The organism is Arthrobacter bussei, assembly GCF_009377195.2.
Lineage (GTDB): Bacteria > Actinomycetota > Actinomycetes > Actinomycetales > Micrococcaceae > Arthrobacter_D > Arthrobacter_D bussei.
Window position 1 is genome coordinate 126252 of sequence record NZ_VJXX01000002.1, and the last position, 23253, is coordinate 149504.

The 23253-nt window shown below is 69.0% G+C and carries 17 protein-coding genes, 2 pseudogenes and 1 riboswitch; of the genes and pseudogenes, 3 read left to right on the top strand and 16 right to left on the bottom strand.

Going from position 1 to position 23253, the window contains the following annotated elements:
• Positions 1-14 precede the first annotated feature (14 nt).
• The 10 genes from FNH21_RS08845 to FNH21_RS08890 form a co-directional block, all read right to left on the bottom strand.
• Positions 15-1445 (bottom strand): acyl-CoA dehydrogenase family protein, encoded by a 1431-nt coding sequence (locus FNH21_RS08845; protein WP_338403216.1) that lies wholly within the window; start codon positions 1443-1445, stop codon positions 15-17.
• A gap of 2 nt (positions 1446-1447) precedes the next feature.
• Positions 1448-3028, bottom strand: a complete 1581-nt coding sequence (locus tag FNH21_RS08850) for an LLM class flavin-dependent oxidoreductase (protein ID WP_152814439.1) — start codon at positions 3026-3028, stop codon at positions 1448-1450.
• A complete protein-coding gene (locus FNH21_RS08855; RefSeq protein ID WP_191931788.1) occupies positions 3025-4764 on the bottom strand; it encodes a dipeptide ABC transporter ATP-binding protein in 1740 nt (579 codons plus the stop codon). The genes FNH21_RS08850 and FNH21_RS08855 overlap by 4 nt, the downstream gene beginning before the upstream one ends.
• Positions 4761-5678, bottom strand: a complete 918-nt coding sequence (locus FNH21_RS08860; protein WP_152814441.1) for an ABC transporter permease — start codon at positions 5676-5678, stop codon at positions 4761-4763. Before FNH21_RS08860 ends, FNH21_RS08855 begins: the two co-directional genes overlap by 4 nt.
• Entirely contained in the window at positions 5675-6607 is a 933-nt protein-coding gene (locus tag FNH21_RS17415; protein ID WP_191931789.1) for an ABC transporter permease subunit, read from the bottom strand. The genes FNH21_RS08860 and FNH21_RS17415 overlap by 4 nt, the downstream gene beginning before the upstream one ends.
• Entirely contained in the window at positions 6608-8299 is a 1692-nt protein-coding gene (locus FNH21_RS08870; protein ID WP_152814443.1) for an ABC transporter substrate-binding protein, read from the bottom strand.
• Between the two features lie 151 nt (positions 8300-8450).
• Positions 8451-8579: riboswitch (SAM riboswitch) on the bottom strand.
• 225 nt (positions 8580-8804) lie between these two features.
• Complete coding sequence (locus FNH21_RS08875; protein ID WP_191931790.1) at positions 8805-9569, bottom strand: SDR family oxidoreductase; 765 nt, start codon at positions 9567-9569, stop codon at positions 8805-8807.
• Entirely contained in the window at positions 9566-10288 is a 723-nt protein-coding gene (locus tag FNH21_RS08880; RefSeq protein ID WP_152814445.1) for a FadR/GntR family transcriptional regulator, read from the bottom strand. The genes FNH21_RS08875 and FNH21_RS08880 overlap by 4 nt, the downstream gene beginning before the upstream one ends.
• Positions 10266-11204 carry an NAD(P)-dependent oxidoreductase gene (locus tag FNH21_RS08885; protein ID WP_338403217.1) on the bottom strand — a complete coding sequence of 313 codons (939 nt, stop codon included), beginning with the start codon at positions 11202-11204 and terminating at the stop codon, positions 10266-10268. The genes FNH21_RS08880 and FNH21_RS08885 overlap by 23 nt, the downstream gene beginning before the upstream one ends.
• Entirely contained in the window at positions 11194-12672 is a 1479-nt protein-coding gene (locus FNH21_RS08890; RefSeq protein WP_191931791.1) for a four-carbon acid sugar kinase family protein, read from the bottom strand. The genes FNH21_RS08885 and FNH21_RS08890 overlap by 11 nt, the downstream gene beginning before the upstream one ends.
• 162 nt (positions 12673-12834) lie before the next feature.
• On the opposite strand from FNH21_RS08890, the gene FNH21_RS08895 reads away from it, so the two are divergent.
• On the top strand, positions 12835-14340 hold the full coding sequence (locus FNH21_RS08895) for a GntP family permease (RefSeq protein WP_152814447.1): 1506 nt from the start codon (positions 12835-12837) through the stop codon (positions 14338-14340).
• A 72-nt stretch (positions 14341-14412) separates the two neighbouring features.
• Here the strand turns inward: FNH21_RS08895 and FNH21_RS08900 are convergent.
• From FNH21_RS08900 to FNH21_RS08910, 3 genes and pseudogenes are all read right to left on the bottom strand, one after another.
• Positions 14413-16122 (bottom strand): annotated as a pseudogene (locus FNH21_RS08900) (amidase); the annotation flags it as partial.
• A complete protein-coding gene (locus tag FNH21_RS08905) occupies positions 16122-17228 on the bottom strand; it encodes an agmatine deiminase family protein (protein WP_422108762.1) in 1107 nt (368 codons plus the stop codon). The pseudogene FNH21_RS08900 and the gene FNH21_RS08905, both read right to left, overlap by 1 nt.
• Before the next feature lie 52 nt (positions 17229-17280).
• Positions 17281-18830: pseudogene (locus FNH21_RS08910) on the bottom strand (APC family permease).
• Between the two features lie 582 nt (positions 18831-19412).
• Here FNH21_RS08910 and FNH21_RS08915 point away from each other — a divergent pair.
• Complete coding sequence (locus FNH21_RS08915) at positions 19413-20252, top strand: helix-turn-helix transcriptional regulator (RefSeq protein ID WP_152814449.1); 840 nt, start codon at positions 19413-19415, stop codon at positions 20250-20252.
• Positions 20253-20384: 132 nt separating this feature from the next.
• Positions 20385-21314, top strand: a complete 930-nt coding sequence (locus tag FNH21_RS08920; protein ID WP_152814451.1) for an SDR family oxidoreductase — start codon at positions 20385-20387, stop codon at positions 21312-21314.
• A 409-nt stretch (positions 21315-21723) separates the two neighbouring features.
• Here the strand turns inward: FNH21_RS08920 and FNH21_RS08925 are convergent, their stop codons facing one another.
• The 3 genes from FNH21_RS08925 to FNH21_RS17295 form a co-directional block, all read right to left on the bottom strand.
• Complete coding sequence (locus FNH21_RS08925) at positions 21724-22281, bottom strand: carboxymuconolactone decarboxylase family protein (RefSeq protein WP_191931792.1); 558 nt, start codon at positions 22279-22281, stop codon at positions 21724-21726.
• Positions 22282-22390: 109 nt separating this feature from the next.
• Positions 22391-23041, bottom strand: a complete 651-nt coding sequence (locus FNH21_RS08930; protein ID WP_152814453.1) for a nucleoside/nucleotide kinase family protein — start codon at positions 23039-23041, stop codon at positions 22391-22393.
• A 73-nt stretch (positions 23042-23114) separates the two neighbouring features.
• A complete protein-coding gene (locus tag FNH21_RS17295; protein ID WP_277819741.1) occupies positions 23115-23237 on the bottom strand; it encodes a hypothetical protein in 123 nt (40 codons plus the stop codon).
• Positions 23238-23253 lie beyond the last annotated feature (16 nt).

The following is a 23253-nucleotide window of genomic DNA, read 5'->3' on the forward strand; positions in this document are numbered from 1 at the left end:
GGACCCGCCGCGGGTCAGGGGACGTGCTCGCGCTCGCCGTGCACCAGCCAGTGGCCCACCGAGCGCGCCTTGTACACGGCCGGATTGTGGGAGGCGATGGTGCGCGCGTTGCGCCAATGCCGGTCCAGCGCCCTGCCTGCCTCTGTTGCGGAGGCTCCGCCGACCTCGAAGAGGTCTGTCGCCGCCCTCAGCGACTGCTCGACCGCGACGAGCTGAGCCTGGTTCACCGCGACCTCGGCGGCGTCCACTGCAGCCCGTACAGCCGTGTCGGGACCTGTGACGTAATGATCCGCCGCCGTGCCGGTCGCCGACCGGGTGTCCGGGCCGTCGTCGGCGGGCCGGACACCGGCCGGACCCGCCCGGAGGAGTCCGACGGCGGCGTCCAGGGCGTCGGCGGCTGCGAGCACCACGGCCTCGGCCGCGAAGGCACGCCCAGCCACCTCTCCGACCACCTGGAGCACCTGCGGGTCCTCCCGGGGGAGCGCCGCCGCCGCCGTGATGTAGGAGCGCGTGCGCGGACGCACGAAGTCCGCTGCGTCGCGGGCCGCCGCGCGGGCGACACCCGCGAGTGCTGCGACCAGGACGAGCTGGAAGAAGCCGTGCACATGGCTCGGGGCGTCCGGCGAGTAGGTCCGGACATGCGCGGGGTCCACACGGACATCGGTGAAGTGGGTGGTCCCGCTGCCCGTCAACCGCTGCCCGAAGCCGTCCCAGTCGTCCACGCGCTCCACGCCGGCAGCTGTGGCGCGGACGGCGTAGCCCACGCGCTCGCCGTCGCGCACCGCGCTGCCCGCGATCCAGTCCGCGTAGAGGCTCCCGGTGCTGTAGTACTTCGACCCGGTGAGGGTGAGGGCGCCGTCCTGCCCGTCCGCCTCGGTGAGGGCAGTCCGGATGTCGCGCAGCGAGGTTCCCGTCAGCTCGCTCGACGCATTCCCGATCATCGCTCCTGCCGCGATGTCGAAGAGCCAGCGGTCGCGATGCGCCGACGGCGGCTGCAGCAGGAGCCCCTCGACGTACGCGAAGTGGCCGCGCCACAGCTGCGTGAGGTTGGAATCGGCGGTTGCCAGTTCGGTGAGCAGCGAGAACAGCTGCCGGAGCGTGGCGCCGGAGCCGCCGTACTCGACCGGCACCCGCAGGGCCCCGAAGCCAACCTCCTTGAGGGCTGCCACCTCCCTGAAGGGCAGCCCGCGCTGCTGCTCGCGGTCCACGGCGCCCTCGGCGATGGCGGCGAAGAGCGGGCGGAACCGGTCGATGAGCGCAGCGGTCGGTGATGGATCCGCTGTGCCGGGCCAGCGGCCGGCTGCACCTGCCGCACCGACCGCACCGACCGCCCTGTCGGCGTCGGACGTTCCGGATGTCCGCCCGGCCGGCCCGGCGGTGGTCGCTTCGGCACGGACAGGTGTCCCTTCGGCCCGGGCGGTCGACGGTTCCCGATCGGCGGCCACGCTCATCGCCTGCCTCCGGCGAAAGCCGGCGGAGCGGCGGACGCGTCGGACGCGTCGGGCACTGCGGGCCCCGGCGCTGCGGGCGCTGCGGCGACGGATGGCGCAGCCGCGCTGCGGTCAGCGGGGGACGGGCCGCCAACGGACGGGCCGCCACCGTGCCCGACGTCGGACGCCTCCGTCCGGGCGAGGACGCCCGCATCGTCGCCGAGGTGCGCACCGTTGCGGTAGCGGGCTCCTGGATGTTCGGGGAAGAGGCGCCTGTTGCCGGGCCCGAAGAGGCGTTCGCGCAGCGTGGACTCCTCGTAGGAGCGCCGGTAGAGACCCCGTTTCTGCAGCTCCGGAACGACGAACTCGACGAAGTCCTCGGCGGTCCCTGGCGTGAGGAACTGCCGGAGGTTGAAGCCGTCGAGATCCGTGGCCTCCACCCACCGCTCGATCTCGTCCGCGACCTCTCCAGGCGTGCCGATGGCCACGAAGGGGCCGCGGTCGAACCTCGTGATGCGCTCGAGGGCCTCGCCGACGGTCGTTCCCGCCGGATGCCGTCGGTTGCTGGGCTGCCGGTCACGACCCGGGCGGTTCTCGCGCGCGAGGATGTCGTCGATCACCTCGTGGGCACGGTACGCCGCGAGATCGATCCCGCCACCGCCGGCGTGGGCGAGGTAGCCCTCCGCGCTGGACAGCCGCCGGAACTCCTCGGCCTTGCGCTGGGCCTCCTTGTGGGTCCGCCCGACGATCACCACGGCACCGGCAAAGGCCTTGATGTGGTGCGCTGCCCTGCCGTTCGTGACGGCGAGCCGGCGGAGGTCCGCGACGTTGTCGCGGTAGGCGGCCGCGTCACGCCCTCCGACAAAGACCCCTTCCGCATGCCTCGCCGCGAAGGCCTTGCCGGCCGTCGAACTGCCGGCCTGGAAGAGCACCGGCGTGCGCTGCAGCGAGGGAGCACTGAGGTGGGGACCCGCGACCGAGAAGTGGGGGCCGCGGTGGTCGATGTAGCGGACCTTCGACGGATCGGTGTACACGCGGCGCTCGCGGTCCTCGATCACCGCGTCGTCGTCCCACGACCCCTCCCACAGCTTGTAGAGGACATCCAGGTACTCGTCGGCGATCGCGTACCGCTGATCGTGTTCGACCTCGTCGGGCAGGCCGAAGTTGCGGGCGGCGTTGGGCAGGTAGGAAGTCACGATGTTCCAGCCGAAACGGCCCTTGGTCAGGTGATCGAGGGTCGACGCCCTCCTCGCGAAGGCGAACGGCGGCTCGTAGGTCGTCGAGAACGTCGCAGCGAACCCGAGGTGCTCGGTCACCGCGGCCATGGCGGGGATGATCAGGAGCGGATCGTTGCTCGGGATCTGCACTGCTTCCCGGAGTGCTGTCTCCGGCCCGGCACGATAGCCGTCGTAGGTGCCGATGACGTCGGCGAGGAAGATGCTGTCGAAGAGACCGGCCTCGAGCAGCTTCGCCGTCTCCACCCAGAAGTCGAGGTCGTTGAAGCGGTGGCGGTTGTTCTCCGGGTGGACCCAGAGACCGTGGGAGATGTGTCCCACGCAGTTCATCTCGAAGAGATTGAAGGAGATCTGGCGTGTCATGAGCGGACGGTGTCCTTCCGGAGGGCGGGAAGCGCGGGGATGGCATGGATGAGGTCCTGCGTGTACGCGTGGCGTGGGTGCTCGAAGATGTCCTCGACCGGGCCGTGCTCCAGCACCACGCCATCGCGGAGGACCAGGACGTCGCGGCTCACGTGCTGGATCACGCCGAGGTCGTGCGAGATGAAGAGGTAGCTGAGACCGAACCGTTCCTGGAGGTCCGCCAGGAGGTCGAGGATGCGCGCCTGCACGGTGACGTCGAGGGCGGACACCGGCTCGTCGCAGACGATCACCTCCGGCTCGGCGGCGAGGGCGCGGGCGATGGCGACGCGCTGGCGCTGACCCCCGGAGAGATCGATCGGCCGGGCCCGTGCGCGGTCCGCCGGCAGATCCACGAGCCCGAGGAGCTCGAGGACGCGCGTGGCCCGAGCCCTCGGCGGAACCCCTGCCGCGGCGACGGCCTGACCGATGATCTGCCGCACGGTCCTGCGCGGGTCGAAGGACTGCAGGGGATCCTGGTAGATCATCTGCACCGAGCGCCGTACGAAGGTGTCCCGAGCCGCCCGGTGCTCGTCCCACGTGCGTCCGTGGACCAGGACGGTGCCCGCGTCGGGCTGCTCGACCCCGAGGACGATCCGGGCGACAGTGCTCTTGCCCGAACCGGATTCGCCGACGATCCCGAGGGTCGTCCCCCGTTCGAGGGTGAAGGAGACATCCTGCACCGCGGTGCGCGTGGTGCGGGCCGGGCCGGGATAGTCCTTCCGGAGCCCGCCGACCGTCAGGATCGGAGTATCGCCGGCCGGGGGCCGGCGGATGGATCCGTGGAGGTCACGTACCGCCGGGGCGGGCGTGCCCGACGGCGGCCGGTCCGGTGTCCCCGCGGCGTCGTCGGCCGAAGGTGCGATGAGGCGGCGACCTCGGGACGCGCGGGACGGTACGGCCGCAAGGAGCCCTCGGGTGTAGGGGTGGCGGGGGTCCTGCAGGACGGCCTCGACAGAACCCTCCTCGACGATCTCCCCGTCCCGCATGACTGCCACGCGATCGGCGAGGTCGGCGACGACGGCGAGGTCATGGCTCACCACGAGCATGCCGGTCCGTGATCCCTTGAGGCCGCCGAGGAGCCGGAGGACCTGCGCCGCGATCGTCGCGTCCAGCGCCGTCGTCGGTTCGTCCGCGATGAGGAGGGCCGGGCCCGCTGCGATGGCGGAGGCGATGAGCGCCCGCTGCCGCAGACCACCGGAGAGCTCGTGCGGGTACTGGTCCGCGCGCAGCTCGGGATCCGGCACGCCCACGGAGGCCAGGAGCTCCGCGACGCGACGCCGTCGTCCTGGCCGGTCCAGCTCGGTGTGGAGCCGCAGGACCTCGCCGACCTCGGCGCCGACGGTACGGAGCGGGTCGAGGGAGGACAGTGCGTCCTGCAGGACGAACCCGGCGCGGCGCCCGCGGACGCGGGACCACTGCCGTTCGGACCACTGCCCGGCATTCACGCCGCCGAACCGCTGGACGTCCGACCGGACCTCCGCGGACGGACCGGTCAGGCCCACGAGGGTGCGGGCGGTGACCGATTTCCCGGATCCCGATTCACCCACGAGAGCCAGGCACTCACCGGACCGGACGGACAGGCTGACGCCGCGCACCACCTCGCGGCGCCGGGCGCCGTGCCCGAAGGCGACGGTCAGGTTCTGGAGCTCGACGAGGGGGGACATGGGGGACACGGGGGACGGGGGGAGCGAGGTCATGGGAGTCTTCCTTCGGACCGCCGGCGCAGCTCGCGCCCGACGACGGTGATGGACAGGACGGTGGCGACGAGGAAGGCCGCGGGGAGCGTGATCAGCCAGGGTGCATTGGAGATGAAGTTGCGCCCGGCCGAGAGCATGGCGCCCCATTCGGGCGCGGGGGGAGGGGTGCCGAGGCCGAGGAAGCTGAGGGAGGCACCTGCTCCGATGGCGGACCCGACGCCGATCGTCGCCAGCACGAGGACCGGCTTGATGACGTTCGGCAGGATGTGCGCGAGGAGTACGCGCCAGCCGGGCAGCCCGAGGGTACGCGCCGCCTCGACGTACCCGGAACGGCGGACCAGGTGGGTCTGAGCACGGGTGATCCTCGCGTAGTAGGCGATGCTGCCGGCGCCGATCGCCAGGATGGCGTTCCCCGTCCCGCCGCCGATGATGCCGATCACCACGAGCGCCAGGAGGATCTCCGGGATGGCGAGGGTCACGTCGAGCACCCGCATGACCGATGCCTCGACGAACCGTCCGTTGAGGCCTGCCAGCAAACCGATCGCCGTGCCGCCGACCACCCCGATCGCGGTCGCGCCGAGACCGATGGAGAGCGATGTCGCTGCACCGTGGACGATCCGCGTGTAGGCGTCGGCGCCGGAGTCGTCCGTGCCGAACCATGCCTGCGGCCCGGGTGCCTCGAAACTCCTCGCCGGCTCGACGGCGTAGGGGTCGCCGGGAGCGAGGAGTCCAGGAACGAGGACCGCCGCGGCGAGCCACAGGAGGAACGCGGAGGCCAGGACGAGCCCCGGGCGGAAGCCGCGCCGTCGTCGTCCCGCTCGTTTGACCGGCCTCGGCGCCCCGGGCGTGGGGAGCGTACCGGTCGGGGCGGCCTGCACCGCGACCGGCGGGAACGTGCGGTCGGTGATGCTCATGCGGTCACCACTTTCGGATCGATGAGGGTGTACAGGAGGTCGATCACGAGGTTCACCACGACGTAGACCGCGGCAGCGAGGAGCACGATCCCGATGATGACGGGCAGGTCCTTGTTGTACACAGATGCCAGGGTGAGGGAGCCGATGCCCTGTCGGCTGAACAGCGTCTCCACGACCACCGAACCGCCGAGCAGCGCAGCGACCACGAAGCCGGACATCGTCAGCACGGGGATGACGGCGTGCCGCAGGGCGTGGCGGACGCGGACAGCGAGGTCCCGCAGGCCCCTGGAACGTGCCGTGAGGATGAAGGGCTGCTCCAGGACGTCCTCGAGTTCGTTGCGGAGGACCTGCGACAGTGTGCCGAAGACAGCCAGGGCCAGGGTGAGGGCTGGCAGGACGAGCGCGGCAGGGCCCTGGTTGCCGCCGATGGGGAACCAGTGGAGCGTGAAGGAGAAGAGGATCAGGAGGGCGAACCCGATGATGAAGGTGGGGGTCGCAGCGAGGACCACCTCGATCCCGGAGACGATCTCGCGGATCCACGGGGCGCGCTGCGCCGAGAGGATCGCCACCGCGAACGTGAGGGGCAGCGCCAGGGCGACGGCGGCGGCGGACAGGGCCGCCGTCGCCCCGATCTGCTGTCCGATGGCCTCCGACACGGGGATGCGCAGCCGATAGGACTGACCGAGGTCACCCTGCAGCAGGTTGCCCAGGTAGCTGCCGTACTGCACGACGAACGGCTGGTCGAGCAGATAGTCGGCGCGGACCTGCGCGATGGCCTCGTCGGTGGGCCGCGCGTCCGGCCCACCGAGGATCAGCAGGGCCGTGTCCCCCGGTACCAGATGGATCGCAAGGAAGGTGAGGGACGCCGCGCCCCACAGGACGCCGACGCCGATCAGCAGGCGGGTGACGACGCGGCGGAGGACGGCCACCTACTCCGCCTTCCAGGCATAGGTGAGGACGGGCACGGGGTGGGAGGTGTCCACGGCGACGCCCTGCACGGTCCTCGAGTAGGCGAACTGGCTCGGGTTCTCGTACAGCGGTACGCCGGGAACGATCTCCAGCAGGCGGTGCTGGGCCTTCGCGTAGGCCTCCGCCGCTTCCGGCCCGTCATCCGACTCCCGCGCGGTGGCCAGCAGCGCGTCCAGGGCGGGGTCATCCACCGAGGAGGAGTTCTGGCCGATCCGTTCCCCCGTGATCTCCGAGGAGTGGTACCGGATGAAGAGGACGTCGGTGGTGTTGGTGTGCCACACGCCGGCCAGGGCGTCGTAGTCGCCGGCGTAGCGGAGTTCCGTGAGCTGGGCCTGGGGTACCTGGATGATCCGGAGATCGAAGCCCACCTTCCGTGCCTCACCCTGGAGCTGCACGAGCAGTGGACTCGGCGTGGAGCTCTCGACGGTCGGCACCTCGACGGTGAGCCGCGCACCGTCCTTGGTGCGGAAGCCATCGGCGTCCCGCCCCGTCCAGCCGGCCTCGTCGAGGAGCGCGTCCGCCCGTTCCGGATCGTAGGTCAGCACGCCCTCGACGGTCGGGTCGTAGTACTTGCTCTCCTTCGAGAGGAAACCGTCGATCGGCGTGTAGGTGCCGAACCCGAGGCTCTCGGTCACCGCCTGGGTGTCGACGGCGGCGGCGAAGGCCTGGCGGACGGCGAGATCGTCGAACGGAGCACGCGCCAGGTTGAAGCCGAGTACGTAGGGACTGCCCGTCCTCGGCAGGTTCTCGTACACGAAGTTCGGGTCCGCCTGCACCGCCGCGGCGTTCTGGGGTGCCAAGTTCTCGGTGAGGTCGTACTGTCCCGAGACCAGGGACTGGTGCCGGATCACCGGTTCCGCGACAAGGGTGACCTCGACGCCGTCGAGGTGGGCCGCGCCCTCACCGTCGAGCCACGCGGGTGCCCAGTCGTAGTCCTCGCGCTTCGCGTAGCTGATGCTCTGCCCGGGCCGGTAGTCCTCCACGGTGAAGGGGCCCGTGCCGATGGGGTTCTGGCAGAGGGTCTCCGGGGACTCGGAGATGGCCTTGCCCGAGTTCATGCCGAGCCAGGACTGCGCGAGTGCGTAGAGGAACGGGGTGTAGGGGTAGGCGAGGTGTGCTTCGAAGGTGTACTCGTCCACGATTGTTCCGTCCACGTACGGGGCGATGTAGGCAGCGGCGAGGGGAGACTTGGTGGCCGGGTCCCGCATGTGTTCCAGGTTCTGCCCGAACACCTCCGCGTTCCAGGGTGACCCGTCGCTGAACGTGACCCCTTCGCGCAGGCGGAAGGTGTACGTCTTCCCGTCCTCGGAGATCTCCCAGGACTCGGCGAGGTAGGGCGCGATCTCCCCGTCCTTATCCAGCGTCACGACGTTGTCGTAGATGAGGCGCCCGAGGAACTGCTGCTGCGTGGCAGAGATCCCGTGTCCGTCGAGGCAGCCCGGCTCTGCGGAGATGGAGACGTCGAGGATGCCGCCGGACACCGGCTCGGTGCCCGCCGGCGCGGTGGATCCCGTGGGTCCGGCGCATCCGGCGAGGACGGCGATCAGTGCGACGGCGCCGAGAGCCGTACGCGAGAGCGGTGTGCGGAAGGGTCGGGCGGATGTGAATGCACCGGATGAATTCCGGGCGGGATGGATCGACAATTCAGGCATGGTGAATTCCCTCGTCAGAAAAGGACGTCCTGGAGCGGTGAGCGTCCGGAGAAAGGTGGAAGCAGTCCCTCGTCAGCAGCGCAGGGCACGATGTGGGGACAAGGCGAGAAATGCTAGGGGAGTGCTGGACAGCTCACGGCGAAGCCCTTTCGGAGTGCTCTTGCCCGCACCGGTCCGGCGCGCATGCGCCGGGGTGAAGGCCGCTTCGTCATCCGAACCACCCAGGAACATGGGGTTGGTGCGCGGTCCAGTCGGAGCTTTCCGACCGCGTCTCTTGAAGCTGGCTCAACTATAAGCAGAGTGCTGATGTGGTCGGGGAAACAAAGAAGTAATGTGACGCGAAGATGGAATCATCTGTCGACAGTGCGGGGAATTCGGCGAAGGCGCATTCGAGGTTCTCCGTAGGACACGCCGAATTCCCTGCATTGCCGACATGCGCGTAGGTGAGGATACCGGCGGTACCGCTCATCGTCGCCGACAGCGCGTCTCGGCAACCCGCGAGTGCCTAGGAGATCTGCAGGCCACCGTTGACGTCATAGGTGGCCGCGGTGATGTACCCGGCGTCGGGTCCCACCAGGAAGCAGATCAGCGCGGCGATGTCGTCGACGGTGCCCACACGTCCCATCAGGATGTCCCTGGACATGTCCTGCTTGCGATCCTCGGTGAGTGTGCCGCCCATGATGTCGGTATCGACAGGGCCGGGTGCAACGGCGTTGACGGTGATGCCATGTTCACCCATCTCGCGCGCAAGGGCGCGTGTGAAGCCGATGATGCCCGCCTTCGACGCGCTGTAGGCCACCTTCGAGTACGTGCCGCCGCCGCGCTGAGCGGAGATGGAGGAGATGCTGACCACACGTCCGAGCTTTCGTTCGATCATCCCGCGAAGGGCGCGCTGCGTGACGAGGAAGGTGCCGGTCATGTTGACGGCGAAGACCCTGTCCCAGGCCGCCCTGGTCTCCTGCATGAACTCGGTGGGGGAGCTGATGCCGGCCAGGTTGATGACGGCGACGATCGGTGGCACCGACGCCTCGACCGTGCTGATCGCGGCGTCCACCGAGGCCTCGTCGGACACGTCGGCGGCAACGCCGACGGCACGAACGCCGTGGCGGTCCGCGATGGCTGCTGCGGCTTCCTCGGCCGCGGCGCCGTCGATGTCGAGGATGGCGACGGACCAGCCGTCGCGGGCCAGCCGGTCGGCCGTCGCACGGCCGATGCCCCGGGCCGAGGCCGCGCCGGTCAGGACTGCGGTGCGTTCTGTCGGGAAGGTCACGTGATCTCCTGGTGTCGTTGCTGCTGGTGGATGAAGTGCTCGTAGTCGTCGTAGGTCTGGTTGATGTGGGCCTGCATCGCCTTGCGCGCGATCTCCGGGTTGCGGGTGCGGATCGCCTCGAGGACCACCTGGTGGTGTTCGATGGCGTGTTCCTGCACCTGGGGAAAGGACGAGGTCGCGCGTCGCATGGTGTAGAGCAGCTGGCTGAGCGGACCGAGGATCACCGGGAGGAACGGGTTCGCCGAGGCCCGGAAGATCGCGTCGTGAAAGGCGATGTCCGAGGCGGTCACAGCATCGAGGTCGCCCACCTCGTGGGCGGCCCGCAACGCGATGTTCGCCTCCTCCATCCGTGCGAGGTCCTCGTCCGTTGCGTGGAGTGCCGCCAGCTCGGCGGCACCGGTCTCCACCATCCGGCGGATCTCCAGCAGGCGCAGCGCCACGTCGGGGGAGTCGGCCGTGGTGGACGCGTACCTGAGGATGGCCTGCAGATCGGTCCACTGGGCCGCCGGATTCACATACGTTCCGAGGCCCCGCCTGATCTGCACGATGTTCTGCGCCTGCAGTCGCTTGAGCGCTTCCCGCACCGTCAGACGGCTCACGTCGCTCGACGCCGCGAGGTCGTGCTCGGGCGGGAGGGCCGAGCCGGGTGCGTAGGTGCCGTCGATGACCCGTTCGAGCAGGTCGTCGAACACCGACTCAGCGAGGGGTTTGCGGGCCATCCGTGTCCTCCTCGGTCGTGCGTCGTCGGGGAGCGATCACCTTGATGACGGCTGAGTCGTCGGCAGTGCCCAGGCCCTGCACCTGGCCGAGGAGGAACAGCTGTTCGGCCGCGGCGGCCACAGGGGCGGCGAGTCCCGCCGCGCGGGAAGCATTGCCGACGATGCCCAGGTCCTTCACGAAGATGTCCAGGCGGCTCAGCACCGCGACGTCGTCGTCGTATCCCTCCAGCATGCGCGGCCCACGGTTGGACAGCATGAACGACGACGCTGCCCCCGCCTCCAGCGCGGCAAGCGTCTGCCGCCGGTCGAGCCCCAGAGCATCCGCGAGGGCGAGTGCCTCGGCTGCCGCCGCGATGTGCACGCCGCAGAGGAGTTGGTTGACGGTCTTCATGGCCTGACCGTCACCTGCCTTCGTCCCGACCACGGTCAGGGTCGAGGCGAGCCGCTCCAGGACGGGCCGTGCGGTGTCGAGGGCACGCGGTTCGGCGCCCACGACGATCAGCAGGTCGCCGTCGCCGGCTCGCACAGGGCCACCGGACAGGGGGGCGTCGACCAGGGCCACGCCCTGCTCGGTGAGCCGCGCGGTCCATGATGCGACGGCATCCAGGCCCACGGTGCTGGTCATCAGGACGACGGCGCCCGGTGCGAGTGCGGCGGCGACGCCGTGCTCACCGAAGAGGACGCTCTCCACCTGGGCGGCATCACGGACCGCGAGGAGCACGATCCCGGCGTCGGCCACCGCGCCGGTGGCCGACGCCGCGCACCTGATGCCGGTCTGCTCGGCTTTCTCCCGGGAGGCCGGTAACGGGTCGTAGCCGGTGATCGTGAAGGCACCGGCCAGCCGGCTTGCCATCGGCAGGCCCATGGCGCCGAGGCCCAGGACGGCGACATGCGGGCGGGCGGCGTCAGGCGTCACGGGTGGACACCGCCGATCCTGCGCAGTCCGTCGCGGGAGAGCGGAGGATGTCCACGACGTCGGCGAGGGAGTCGTCCGTGCCGACGTTCCCGGCGAAGACCACGAACGGGACGGAGCGGGCGGGGCCGTCCGCCGGTTGCCAGAGGGAGACGATGCCCGGGAGCATCGGTCCGCGCACCATTGCATGGCGGATGGAGAGGCCGTGAGCGGCGACGTCGGAGGAGGTGATGCCGCCCTTGGCGACGACGAAGCGGACACGTGCCGCGGCGAGGGTGGAGCGGACGACGTCGACCACCGAGCGGGAGATGGTGCGGGCGACCTCGAGGCTTCGCTCCGGATCGTCCGTGCGGATCAGGCGGCGGCTCGTGTGCAGGATCACGTCGCCCGTGGGGAGGCCGTCGAGGACGGCCTGCACCGCATCGGCCACCGCGGTCTGCCGGCGACCCGGGTCGAGGACGGCTTCGACGTCGAGCTCGACCATCTCCGCCTCGGGTCGCCGGGCCACCAGGGCGTCCAGCTGCCGGGTGGTCAGTCCCACGTGAGAGCCCACCACGACCAGTCCGCCCGACGTGGGGGCGTCCACGTCGGCGAAGACGTCCTCGGCCGTGAGCGGCGCGCGCTCGCTCTGGCCGATCCGGGCACGGACGAAGGGCGGACCCACCCGGTAGAGCAGCTTCTTGCCGCGGCCTTCGGACTCCTCGAGGCCCAGGGCGAGGGCCCGGAGGTCGTCCTCGGTGACGGCGTCCACCACGATGGGCACGGCGTCGGTCACGCGGTCCAGCGCGTCAGCGATCCCCTGCGCTCCCGAGCGGATGATCGAGAGGTCGAGCCGGACGACGGCGCCGGCCGTCCCACCACTCTTCTCCGACACGTAGTCACCGAGGTCCGAGGACGTGAACCCGAAGGTGGCGTCCCTGGCGAATTCGGTGTGCCCGACCGGGACGACCGTGCCCCCGTCTCCCCGCAGGTAGTGGGTGCCGCCGATAGTGATCCGGCCGGCGTCGGGAAAGGCCGGGACGATGACGACGCCGTCGGTCCTGATGCCCGCGAGGGAGCGAAGGGTCTCGCCGATGACGTCGGTCTCGAGCGGGAAGTGGCCCCGGAGGGTCGAATCGCCTCTGCTGACGAACCCGACGGTGACGCCGGCATCCTGGGCGGCCTGGAGCGAGTTCGCCACGATCTCCCGGTTGCGCGACGCAGCGGTCTCCCGGTCGAGGCTGCGGGTGTTGGACAGGACATAGACCGCCGGTGCGGCCGTTCCGTCGATCCGCTGGGCGAAGGCCCACGCGAAGTCGACCGGCTCCCAGGAGGTGAGGACCGGCAGATCGGCGACGGACTGGGTGCCGGTCGGGTCGTCGTCGAGCACCACGAGGATCCGCCCGGATACCTCGACGGCGGTGGCGATGGTCGCCGGGTCCACGGGCCGGACCGCCGGGTAGGGGCCGAGCAACTCTTCCTCGAGTATCACTGATCCGCACCTTCACTCCTGGTCACTGCCCCAGGGCCCTTGTCAGATGTCATATGTCCAGTGCTAGTGTGACAGGCAGCAAATTGCCCGTCAAAGTATCGGCCAGGTCGGTGCTACCCCTGGGATGGCAACGAGGCCCGCCCAGTGATCGAGGAGCAGTACATGGACATCCAACTTCTTCTGGCGCTCGTCCTGGGCATCGCCACCATCATCGTGCTGGTGCTGAGGACCCGGCTCGATGCCTTCGTCGCCCTCCTGATCGCCGCGCTCGTGACCGGCATCGTCGCAGGTCAGGCGCCACTGGACATCGTCACGTCGATCACGACGGGCTTCGGCAACACCCTGGCGTCGATCGGCATCGTGATCGGCCTGGGGGTCGGCATCGGCAAGATCCTCGAGGTATCGGGTGCTGCCAATTCGCTGGCGATGGCCTTCCTCAAACTCTTCGGCAAGGGACGAGAGCCCTGGGCGCTCGGGAGTGTGGGCGCGCTGGTGTCCATCCCGGTGTTCTGCGACTCCGGCTACGTGATCATGAATCCGCTGGCCCGTTCGATCGCCCGGGTCAAGCGCGCCGGCTACATCACCCTTGCGCTGGCCCTCGGGTGCGGCATGACGCTGACCCATCACCTGGTACCACCGACCCCTGGCCCACTGGCGGTCGCCGGGATCCTCGGTGCGGATCTCGGTGCGCTGATCCTCGCGGGTCTCGTGTTCACCGTCCTGCTGCTGCCGATCGTCATCGTCTACGCCAAGTGGATCGGTCCGAAGATCGAGCCGTCCATGAACGAGGGCGTGCGCGAGGTCGTCTACGGCACGGCGCAGGCACAATCGGGGCACCGAGGAGCCACCGCTGTTGCGGATCGTGAGAGCCGCACCGGAAGCGGCGCCGTCGCAGGTGCCGGTGGGGATGCCCCGTCGATGGACGTCGACAACACCACCCTCGGCACCCCTCCGGAGGGCGCCGCACCGCACCGGGTCGGCGCCTTCGTCGCATCGCTGCCGCTGCTGGTCCCGTTGCTCCTGATCATCCTCAACACGGTCAGCGGCGCGATCGACCAGAACAACCAGGGCGTCGTCGGTACGGGGGAGTACGTCCCGTCGTCATGGGCCGTTCCGCTGGCTTTCGTCGGCAACCCCGTCGTCGCTCTGGTGATCGGTGTCATCCTGGCCGTCTACATCCTGCTGCCGCGCTGGACCCCGCGGTCGAAGGTGCAGGGCTGGTTCGCCGAGGCTGCGGGGTCCGCCGGCCTGATCCTCCTCATCACCGGTGCCGGTGGGGCGCTCGGTCAGGTGCTGCGGAGCTCAGGTGTGGGTGACGCCCTGGCGGAGGCCATCGCCGGCACCAGCCTGCCGGCGTTCCTCGTGCCGTTCCTCATCGCCACGCTGGTGCGCCTTGCCCAGGGCTCCGGGACGGTCGCGATGATCACCGCAGCATCGGTGACCGCGCCGCTGGTCGGTTCACTCGGTATCGACCCGATCGTGGCAGCGATGGCCTGCACCGCCGGATCCATGGTGTTCAGCTACTTCAACGACTCCTACTTCTGGGTCGTGACCCGCTTCGCCGGGCTCGACGGCGTCGCGGCCCTCAAGGGATGGTCGGGCATCACCACGGCGGTGTGGGCCGGTTCCATCCCGCTCCTGTTCATCGCCGACGCGGTTCTGGGCTGATCCGCGAGGCGCACCGTCGGCCACCACCCACGCCTCGCCGCCGCTCGCCTGGCTCGGCCTGACCTCCGGTTCGAGGCGCGGGGTGCGGGCGGGAACCCTCCTCGGCGTCGGGTCCACCGCCTCGAAGGCGGCTCCGATACGCAGCAGTTCGGCGTCGTCGTAGGCGGTGCCGGCGAAGGTGAGCCCAACGGGCATCTGCAGGTCCGCCGTGATGCCCATGGGGACGGTGACGGTGGGCAGCCCCAGATGGCGGGGGACGAGGTTCCCGTTGGAGACCCATACGCCGTTCCGCCAGGCGATGTCCGCGGACGCGGGGTTCCTGTCGCTGTCCGCGGGTCCGACGTCGGCTGCCGCGGGGAAGACGACGGCGTCCAGGCCGAGCCGGTCCATCCACTGGTCCAGATCGATGTGCCTCGTCTGCTCGAGACCGCGCAGCCCCTCCTCGACGTGCGGGATGCTCGTCATGCCGACCCCGCCGTTGCGACGGATGTGCTCGGGATATGCCGCGATGTCGTCATCGAAGCCGCTGTAGCGGTCCAGTGCGCCGTCGGGCGAGGGGAAGATCAGGGTTCCGTCGACGTCGGCCAGTGACGAGAGCCGTGGGTCGTTGTTGGCCTGCAGGAAATCGTGCCAGGCCCATGCCGACAGGTCGAGGATCTCGTGACGCAGGTACTCCGGGCTGACGAGCCCTCTGGTCGCGATCGTCGGAGCGCCGGGCCGGTCGCCCTCGTAGTTGGAGACGACGGGGAAATCGACCTCGACGACCTCGGCGCCTGCCTGCTCGAGGATCCGTCGCGCCCGCTTCCACAGCTCGATGATCGAACCGCGGGTCGCGATGCGCTGACCCGTGGGTCCTCCGATACCGGGTTCGGGACCGGTGCCGGCGTCGGGATCGGCGTTGATGTACATGCGGGGGACACCGAACCGTTTGCCGGCGAGGACGTGCCGTGCCGCTTCGGGAGTCCCGGGATGGAGGTCCGGGTAACTGGGGGGACGGAGTTCGGAAGCCGGCGGGATGGGGATCCAGGGCTGTACGCGCCAGAAGTCACCCCGGGTCTCGTCGTCGTCGGCGACGATCACCTCGAGGACGTCGAGCATGTCGGCCATGGTGCGGGTGTGGGGGACGACGACGTCCATGGTCGGCACGAGCGGCCAGTTGCCGCGGACGGAGATGAGGCCGCGGGATGGCGTGTAGGCGCACAGTGCGTTGTTGGAAGCGGGGGCGCGCCCTGACGACCAGGTCTCCTCGGCGAGGCCGAAGGCGGCGAAGCTCGCAGCGGTGGCAGTCCCGGATCCGTTGGACGATCCGGAGGCGAACGCAGCAGTGAGGTAGTCGGCGTTGTAGGGGCTTTCGGCGCGACCGTAGACGCCACGCTGCATGCCGCCGTTGGCCATCGGCGGCATGTTGGTGAGTCCGATCAGCACGGCTCCGCCGGCTCGGAGCCGTCCGATGGTGAAGGCGTCCTGCTGCGCCACGAGGTCCTCGAAGGCGGGAGATCCGGCGGCGACGGTGAGCCCCTGCACCTTGTAGCTGTCCTTGGCGGTGTAGGGGATGCCGTCGAGCGGACCGAGGGCCCCGGTACGTGCCCTGCGTCGATCTGACGCACGAGCGTCGTCGAGGGCCGTGGGATTCATCACGACGACCGAGTTCAGGCGGATGCCGTCCCGGTCGTACGCCTCGATCCGGCGGAGGTAGGCGCTGACGAGTTCCTCACTCGTCGTCCTGCCGGTGGTGAGTGCGTCCCTGAGCTCGGCGATGCTGGCTTCCACGACGTCGAACATCAGGGCACCGCGCGCGGGTGGGGAGCGGGCTGCTGCTGGGTGATGCAGTGGATGCCACCGCCGAAGGCGAAGATGTCGCGGGCATCGACCAGTTCCACGGTGCGGTCGGGATAGGCCGCCTGGAGGATCCGTCGTGCTTCTGCATCGTTGGGGTCGTCGAAGGCACAGAGGACGACGACGCCGTTGGCGACATAGTGGTTGATGTACGACCAGTCGACGAAGCCGTCCTCCTCCTCGATGACGGTAGGAGCGGGAACGTCGACGATCGTCAGGGGTGATCCGTCCGCGTCGACAGCCGCTTCGAGGACGGAGCGCAGGAATCGGGTGACGGGGTGGTCGGGGTGGTCGGGGTCGTCCTGGCGGTGCAGCAGGAGTGTGCCGGTCGGCGTGAAGCTCGCGACGATGTCGACATGCCCCCGCGTGCCGAACTCCTCGTAGTCGCGGCTGAGGCCCCGTGGGAGCCAGATCGCGTGCCGTATTCCGAGCTGGGCATGGACCTCGGCTTCCACGCTCGCCCGGGTGGCGTCGGGGTTCCGTCCGGGGTCGAGCTGCACCGTCTCGGTGAGCAGGACGGTACCGCGGCCGTCGATGTGGAAGCCACCTCCTTCGTTGACCAGGACGCTGCTGGTCGATCCCACGCCGGCGAGCTCGGTGACGCGCCGTCCGACCTGTTCGTCCTTGCCCCACTCGGCCCAGGACTGCGCTCCCCAGCCGTTGAAGATCCAGTCGATACCGTGGACCGATCCGTCGGGCCTGTGGGCGAAGGTGGGTCCGGAGTCCCGGAGCCAGGCGTCATCGAGCGGAACCGCGTGCACGGCGATGGCGTGGCCGAGCATGGTCCGTGCGGTGTCGACGTCTGCCGGGTCGGCCAGGACGGCGACGGGTTCGTAGCGGGCGATGGTGCGGGCGACGCGGGTCCACGCTGCGCGGGCGCGGCCCAGGGTCTGTGATCCGGCCCGCCCGAAGGTGTCGTTCGAGGGCGGGAAAGCCATCCAGGTCCGTTCGTGCGGTGCCCACTCCGGGGGCATCGTCGTCGTGGGCGCGCCCGCCCGATCAGGCCATGCGTCCGTCGCCGTGTCGGGGGCGGCGGTTCCTGAGCTGTTCATGATTCCTTGCTTCCGTGGTGTGGGTCGGTGGTCGTCGCCGTCGGGTGCGCGGTCACTCGGGGATGACGAGCGCCGACGACTCCTCGGTCAAGGTGCGCCCGTTGAAGAACTCCGGATTCCGGCCCGGAAGATCAGCATGATGACGGCGCCGGCAACGAGGATGCCGATGCCGATCACGAAGACGAGACCCACGCCGAAGAGCTCTGATCCGCTGCCGAAAGCGGGGTCCCAGCTGTCGATGGCGGTCTGCAGGAACACGACGATTAGGCCCAGTCCGCCGAGGAGTGGGGCGAGGAACCTGAAGAGGATGTTCCTCGTGCTGGTGAACAGGGAGGCCCGGAAGTACCAGACGCATGCCAGCGCCGTCAGGCCGTAGTAGAAGCAGATCATCAGCCCGAGAGCCTGGATCGTGTCGTTGAGGACGTTCTCGCTGATGATGCGCATCAGGACGTAGAAGCCGCCGGACAGGACGCCGGCGAAGATCGTGGCGTACACGGGGGAATTCGTGGTCGGGCTGACCGATCCGAACCTCGCAGGAAGGGCCTTGTAGTAGCCCATGGCGAGCAGGGTGCGCGCGGGGGACACGAAGGTCGACTGCAGCGACGCGCCGCAGCTCGAGAGGACGGCCAGTGAGAGCAGGATCGCGAAGGGACCCATGACGGGTGCCGCGAGGGACGTGAAGACGTTCTCGGAGTTGTCCGGGTTGTTGAGGCCGAGGCCTGTGTCCCCGGTCCCGGCGAACATGATCGTGGCGATGGAGCCGATCAGGTAGATCGCGAGGATGACGGCCGCAGCGATCGTCGCGGCCAGCCCCGAGGTGCGCCGCCCATTGGTGGCTTCCTCACTGACGGTCAGGCAGACGTCCCACCCCCAGAAGGCGAAGATCGACAGGGACAGACCGGCCGCGAACGCGGAGAAGCTCTCGATACCGAGCGGGTTGAACCATTCCCAGCTGAAAGCCAGTCCTGAGGCCTGACCGGCAGCGATGCGGCCGAAGGCCTGGATGGTGTACCAGGCAAGGACGAGGAGCTGGAATCCCACGAGGACGTACTGCACGGACTTCGTGGTGCGGATGCCACGGCAGGACACCCAGACGGCGATGGCCATGAACGCCAGGCACGTGACGATGTTGACGGCCTTGTTGGTCGTCAGGTCGGCGAGGGACGCACTGCCCGTGAGCTGTGCGAGGAACAGATAGAAGAAATCGACGGCGACGCCCGCGAGATTGGAGAGCACGATGATGTTGGCAGCGAGCAGGCCCCAACCACCCATCCACCCCACGAACGGCCCGAAGGCCTTCGTGACCCAGGTGAAGGTGGTGCCGCTGTCGGGGGAGTCGGCGTTGAGTTCCTTGTAGGCGAGGGCGACCAGGAACATCGGGATGAACCCGACGATGAAGATCGCGGGGAGGTGGACGCCGATCTCGGCCACGGTGAGACCTAGCGTGCTGGTGAGGACATAGGCGGGAGCGATCGTCGAGATCCCGATGACGACGATCGCGAGCAGGCCGAGCTGGCCCCGGGCCAGACCCTTGGGGGACAGGGATGGGGTGTCTCTCGACGTGGGTACGGTGCTGGTCGCTCCGGTGCCGGGCATTCTCATGGTGTGCCTCTTCTGACGGGCGGAGGGTCGTCGTTGACCCGTCCGCGGGAGGTGATGGATGCTGCATCCCTGAGGCGCGGTGACGAGCCTCGGAGGTCGGGGACAGAGCAGATCGTGCTTCGTCGTCGACCGGACCGTGCGGTCAGGCGTGTGCGCCGACTGCCCGGGAGGACAGCGCGCCCACAACGTGGTCGATGGTGCACATGGTGCACATGGTGTCCTCGGTGGTCATGACGAACGCCACAAAATGAATGATGTTCATTATTTCTGGATCACTGTAGAGGACCTGGTCGATCCGGCACAAGCCCTCCGGCAAGACACGGCCGATGTCCTGCTCGCCGTGGGCATCACGCAGGGCACGGCGAGACCGTCGAGAGAGGGACAGTGCCGGCTCGGGGGAGCAGGTGCCCGGCTCGGATTCTTGATGGTCGGCACGCGAGGGGCCGGTGGTCGAGGGGAGCACCCCGAGCGTTGCTGCTCGTGGAGCCTGGTGCGAACTTCACTCAGGGGTGGTCTGACAGGCCATGGATAACCGGCGGTCCACAGGATAGACAGAAGGCTCACCCACAACGGAGGTACAGCATGATCGATCGTGACGGTCTGGGCTCGTTCCTGAGACATCGGCGTGAATCCCTCCAGCCGGAGGACGTGGGACTCATCCGGGGTCAGCGGCGGAGGACCACCGGCCTGCGGAGGGAGGAAGTGGCCGGACTGTGCCACATGTCCACCGACTACTACGCCCGCCTCGAACGCGGCACCGGCCCGCACCCCTCCGAGCAGATGGTGACCTCCATTGCGCAGGGTCTCCACCTGACCCTTGGAGAGCGGGATCACCTGTTCCGCCTCGCCGGGTACACCCCACCTCAGCGTGGCACCACCAGTGAGTTCGTCAGTCCGGGACTGCTACGGATACTCGACCGCCTCGCGGACACTCCCGCCGAGATCATCACCGAGGTAGGGGACACCCTCCGGCAGACGCCGCTCGGCCTGGCGCTGTTCGGTGACGCGTCGCACCGCACAGGTCCCGACCGGAGCATCGGCTACCGGTGGTTCACCGACCCTACGGCCAGGGAAGCCTACCCGCCGGAGGAACGCGAGCAGCTGTCCCGCGTCTACGCTTCGGGTCTGCGCCAACTCGTCGCCCTCCGCGGACCGGGCTCGCGGGCAGCCGAGCTTGCCGCGCTTCTCCAGCACAACGCAGACTTCCGGAGCATCTGGGACACCCAGGAAGTCGGGGTGCAGCCACCCGAGGTCAAACGCTTCCTCCATCCGACGGTCGGCCGGCTGGCTCTGAACTGCCAGACCCTGCTCGATCCGGACCAGTCCCATCGCCTCCTCGTCTACACCGCGGTTCCCGGCAGTGACAGCCACCAGAAGCTGCACCTGCTCTCTGTCATCGGGACGCAGACCATCAGCTCCTGACCATGGCCAGTCCACCAGCCACTGTTTCCAGATCCACGGATCGACAGGTCCTCGATGTCACGGAGCAACCGGTGAACCATGGGAACAGGCACCGCATCCGGCGACCACGAACCCCGAACGAAGGAACACCCCATGCCGCACAGCTACGACCTCACCATCCCCGATCTGACCGGCAGACTCGCGATCGTCACCGGTGCGAGCGACGGTATCGGCGCCGTCATCGCATCGCGGCTGGCCGCCGCTGGAGCGGAGGTCATCATGCCCGTCCGCAACCAGGCCAAAGGCGATGCGGCAGCGCTGCGCATCCGGGCCGCCGTCGACGGCGCCAGGGTCAGCACCCGGCCCCTGGACCTGTCATCCCTGAGCTCCGTCATGTCCCTGACGGCCGCACTCGTGGCAGAGGGCCGCGCGATCAACATCCTGATCAACAATGCCGGTGTCATGCAGCCACCCACCCGGCAGGTGACGCGCGACGGATTCGAGCTGCAGTGGGGCACCAACCACCTCGGCCACTTCGCCCTGACCCTGGGCCTGCTGCCGCTTCTGCGCGAAGGCCGGGCCCGTGTCACCCACCAGACGAGCGTGGCCGCCCGGAAGGGCGACATGAACTGGGGAGACCTGAACTACGAGCAGAGTTACGACGTCATGAAGGCGTACTCCGGTTCGAAGATCGCCGTCGGGCTGTTCGCGCGCGAGCTCGATGCCAGGAGCCGCGCGAACGGGTGGGGTATCAGCAGCAACCTCTCGCACCCCGGCATCTCGCCGACGAACCTCCTGGCCGCACAGCCCGCGATGGGCCGCGACCGGATGCCCGCGGCGCGTCGTCTCATCGGGATCCTCTCCCGGATCGGACTTGCGGGCACCCCGGACAGTGCCGCACTGCCGGCACTGATGGCGGCGACCGACCCTGACTACGGGGGAGATCAGTTCTTCGGGCCCAAGCGCACCGCCGGGGGACCGCCGGCCCTGCAGGGGTTCTGGGCACCCCTGCGCGACATGGACGACGCACGCCGCCTCTGGGAAGCATCGGAACAGCTCGTCGGGACACGAGCGAACTCCTGAGCGCGGTCCCGGCAACGCTGCCTGATCAGTAGGCACATCATCCTCGGCCGACATCACTGGGCTGATCATGAACCCTGACGGATCGCACGGTGCACTGCTTTCGACCTCGAGTCGGCGACGCGTGAACCCTGATCGCACCACGACTGAGCAACTCGCCGGGGATGGGGCGGCAGGAGCTGCGTCCTGTGAGCTCGCTGCAGATCCACTGCTGTACGACGGGGGGTCCGGACAGTCTCGAAGAGGGGTGATCGGGAACTCTAGTTGACATAATGTAGATTATCGGCAAATTAGTAGTTGTTCTGAGACGGGATCATCCGGTTCCTGAAAGTCTTGCCCGCACCGGTGCGAGACCTGCGGGCTACGGCATCATCGGTCGTTGACCGTGGGCTCTGGAAGCGCCACAAATGATCTACGGAAGCGGATCGAGAAGTGCAGAGGTCAGGGTCGCGCTCAGGCCGGGCGGAACATCCACGTCCGCGCCCAGCGCCTGCAGGACGCGGCTGAGGTAGTTACGGGCGGCCGCCGCAAGAGCGATCTCCACGATCTCCGGGTCCGTGAACCCCTCGGCGCGCAGGGCGAGTGCGTCGGCGTCGGTCATCGACGCCGACTCGGTGCTCATCTTCTCGGCGAAGATCATCATCGCCACCTCAGGAGACGACAGGCCCGCCGTGCGGTAGTCGCGGGCAATGGCCGTCAGTTCCTCCTCGCCGATGTAGGGCAACGCCTTCCGGCCGTGCGCGAGCCGACAATGCCTGCTTCCGATACCCAGAGCCGCAGCGAGCGTCACCAGCTCGTATCTCCGGGGGTCCATCGAACCGGCGATGGCGCGGATCAGTCCCTCCCACGCACGGTAGGCAAGGACCTTGGTGTGCGCCGCGACGTAGCCGAGGGAACCGGCATCCTCGCCATAGATGGCAGCGATCTCGCCCGTCGCCTCGCTCTCGGACACCTGCTCGAGAATGCTCACTGTCGGACCTCCTGCAGTACGTCGGGCTTCCAGTATCGGGCGTCGGAGAACGGCAGACCAGAGCAGGCGGCACCGGTGAGCGCTTCCCGCGCCGTCGCCGACTCCCCGATCAAGGTCGGGCGGGTTGCCAGCCGGAGAGGTCGAGGACCCGGTCCGCACGGTCACGGGTCGCAGCGACGAGGTCGGCATTGGGTTCATCGACGCGGCGCACCCATTCCTCGGCAGCCGCGGGCGTCTTGCCGAACAGGACGTGGCGGGCGATGAGCCGCGCACGGCGTACGTCGGGGTCGACGTCGATGAACCAGACCTCGTCGAGGCGGTCCCGAGCCTCCCGCCAGCCGGGGGCATCGAGCAGCAGGTAGTTCCCCTCGGTGACGATCAGGGTCGACGACGGCGGTACCGGCAGTGCGTTCGCCAGGGGCTGCTCGAGGGTGCGCTCGAAAGCCGGTGCATACAGGACGTGGTCCGGGCGTCCGTGCAGCCGGGAGAGAAGCGCTGCGTAGCCGTGGGCGTCGAAGGTCTCGGGCGTGCCCTTCCGGTCGAGCAACCCGAGGGTGCGCAGAGCCTGATCGGCGAGGTGGAACCCGTCCATGGGTACCGAGGCGTATGCGGCGGTGTCGAGGCCGACAACGGCCTCTGCCACGGTCGACTTCCCGGCGCCCGGCGCCCCGACGATGCCGAGCAGGAAGCGACTGCCGTCGGTGGCCCGCGGAAGCAGTGCCGCCAGCTGGCGGGGGTCCGAGACAGGCGTGACGATCATCGTGCGCAGCGTCGCGGGATGAGGCGCGGGATGAGGCGCGGGATGGTCGGACCTAGCCGGTCAGCATCGATGGTCATGACAGGAGATTCTGCACCACGTGCGCCTGGACGCCCTCCGGCTGCACGGGGTCGACCGGCGATTCCGGTTCGTCGTGGTCGGCCAAAGGGCGGAAGGGCCGGCGGTCGGCCACGACCATCAGCGTCCTGGACAGC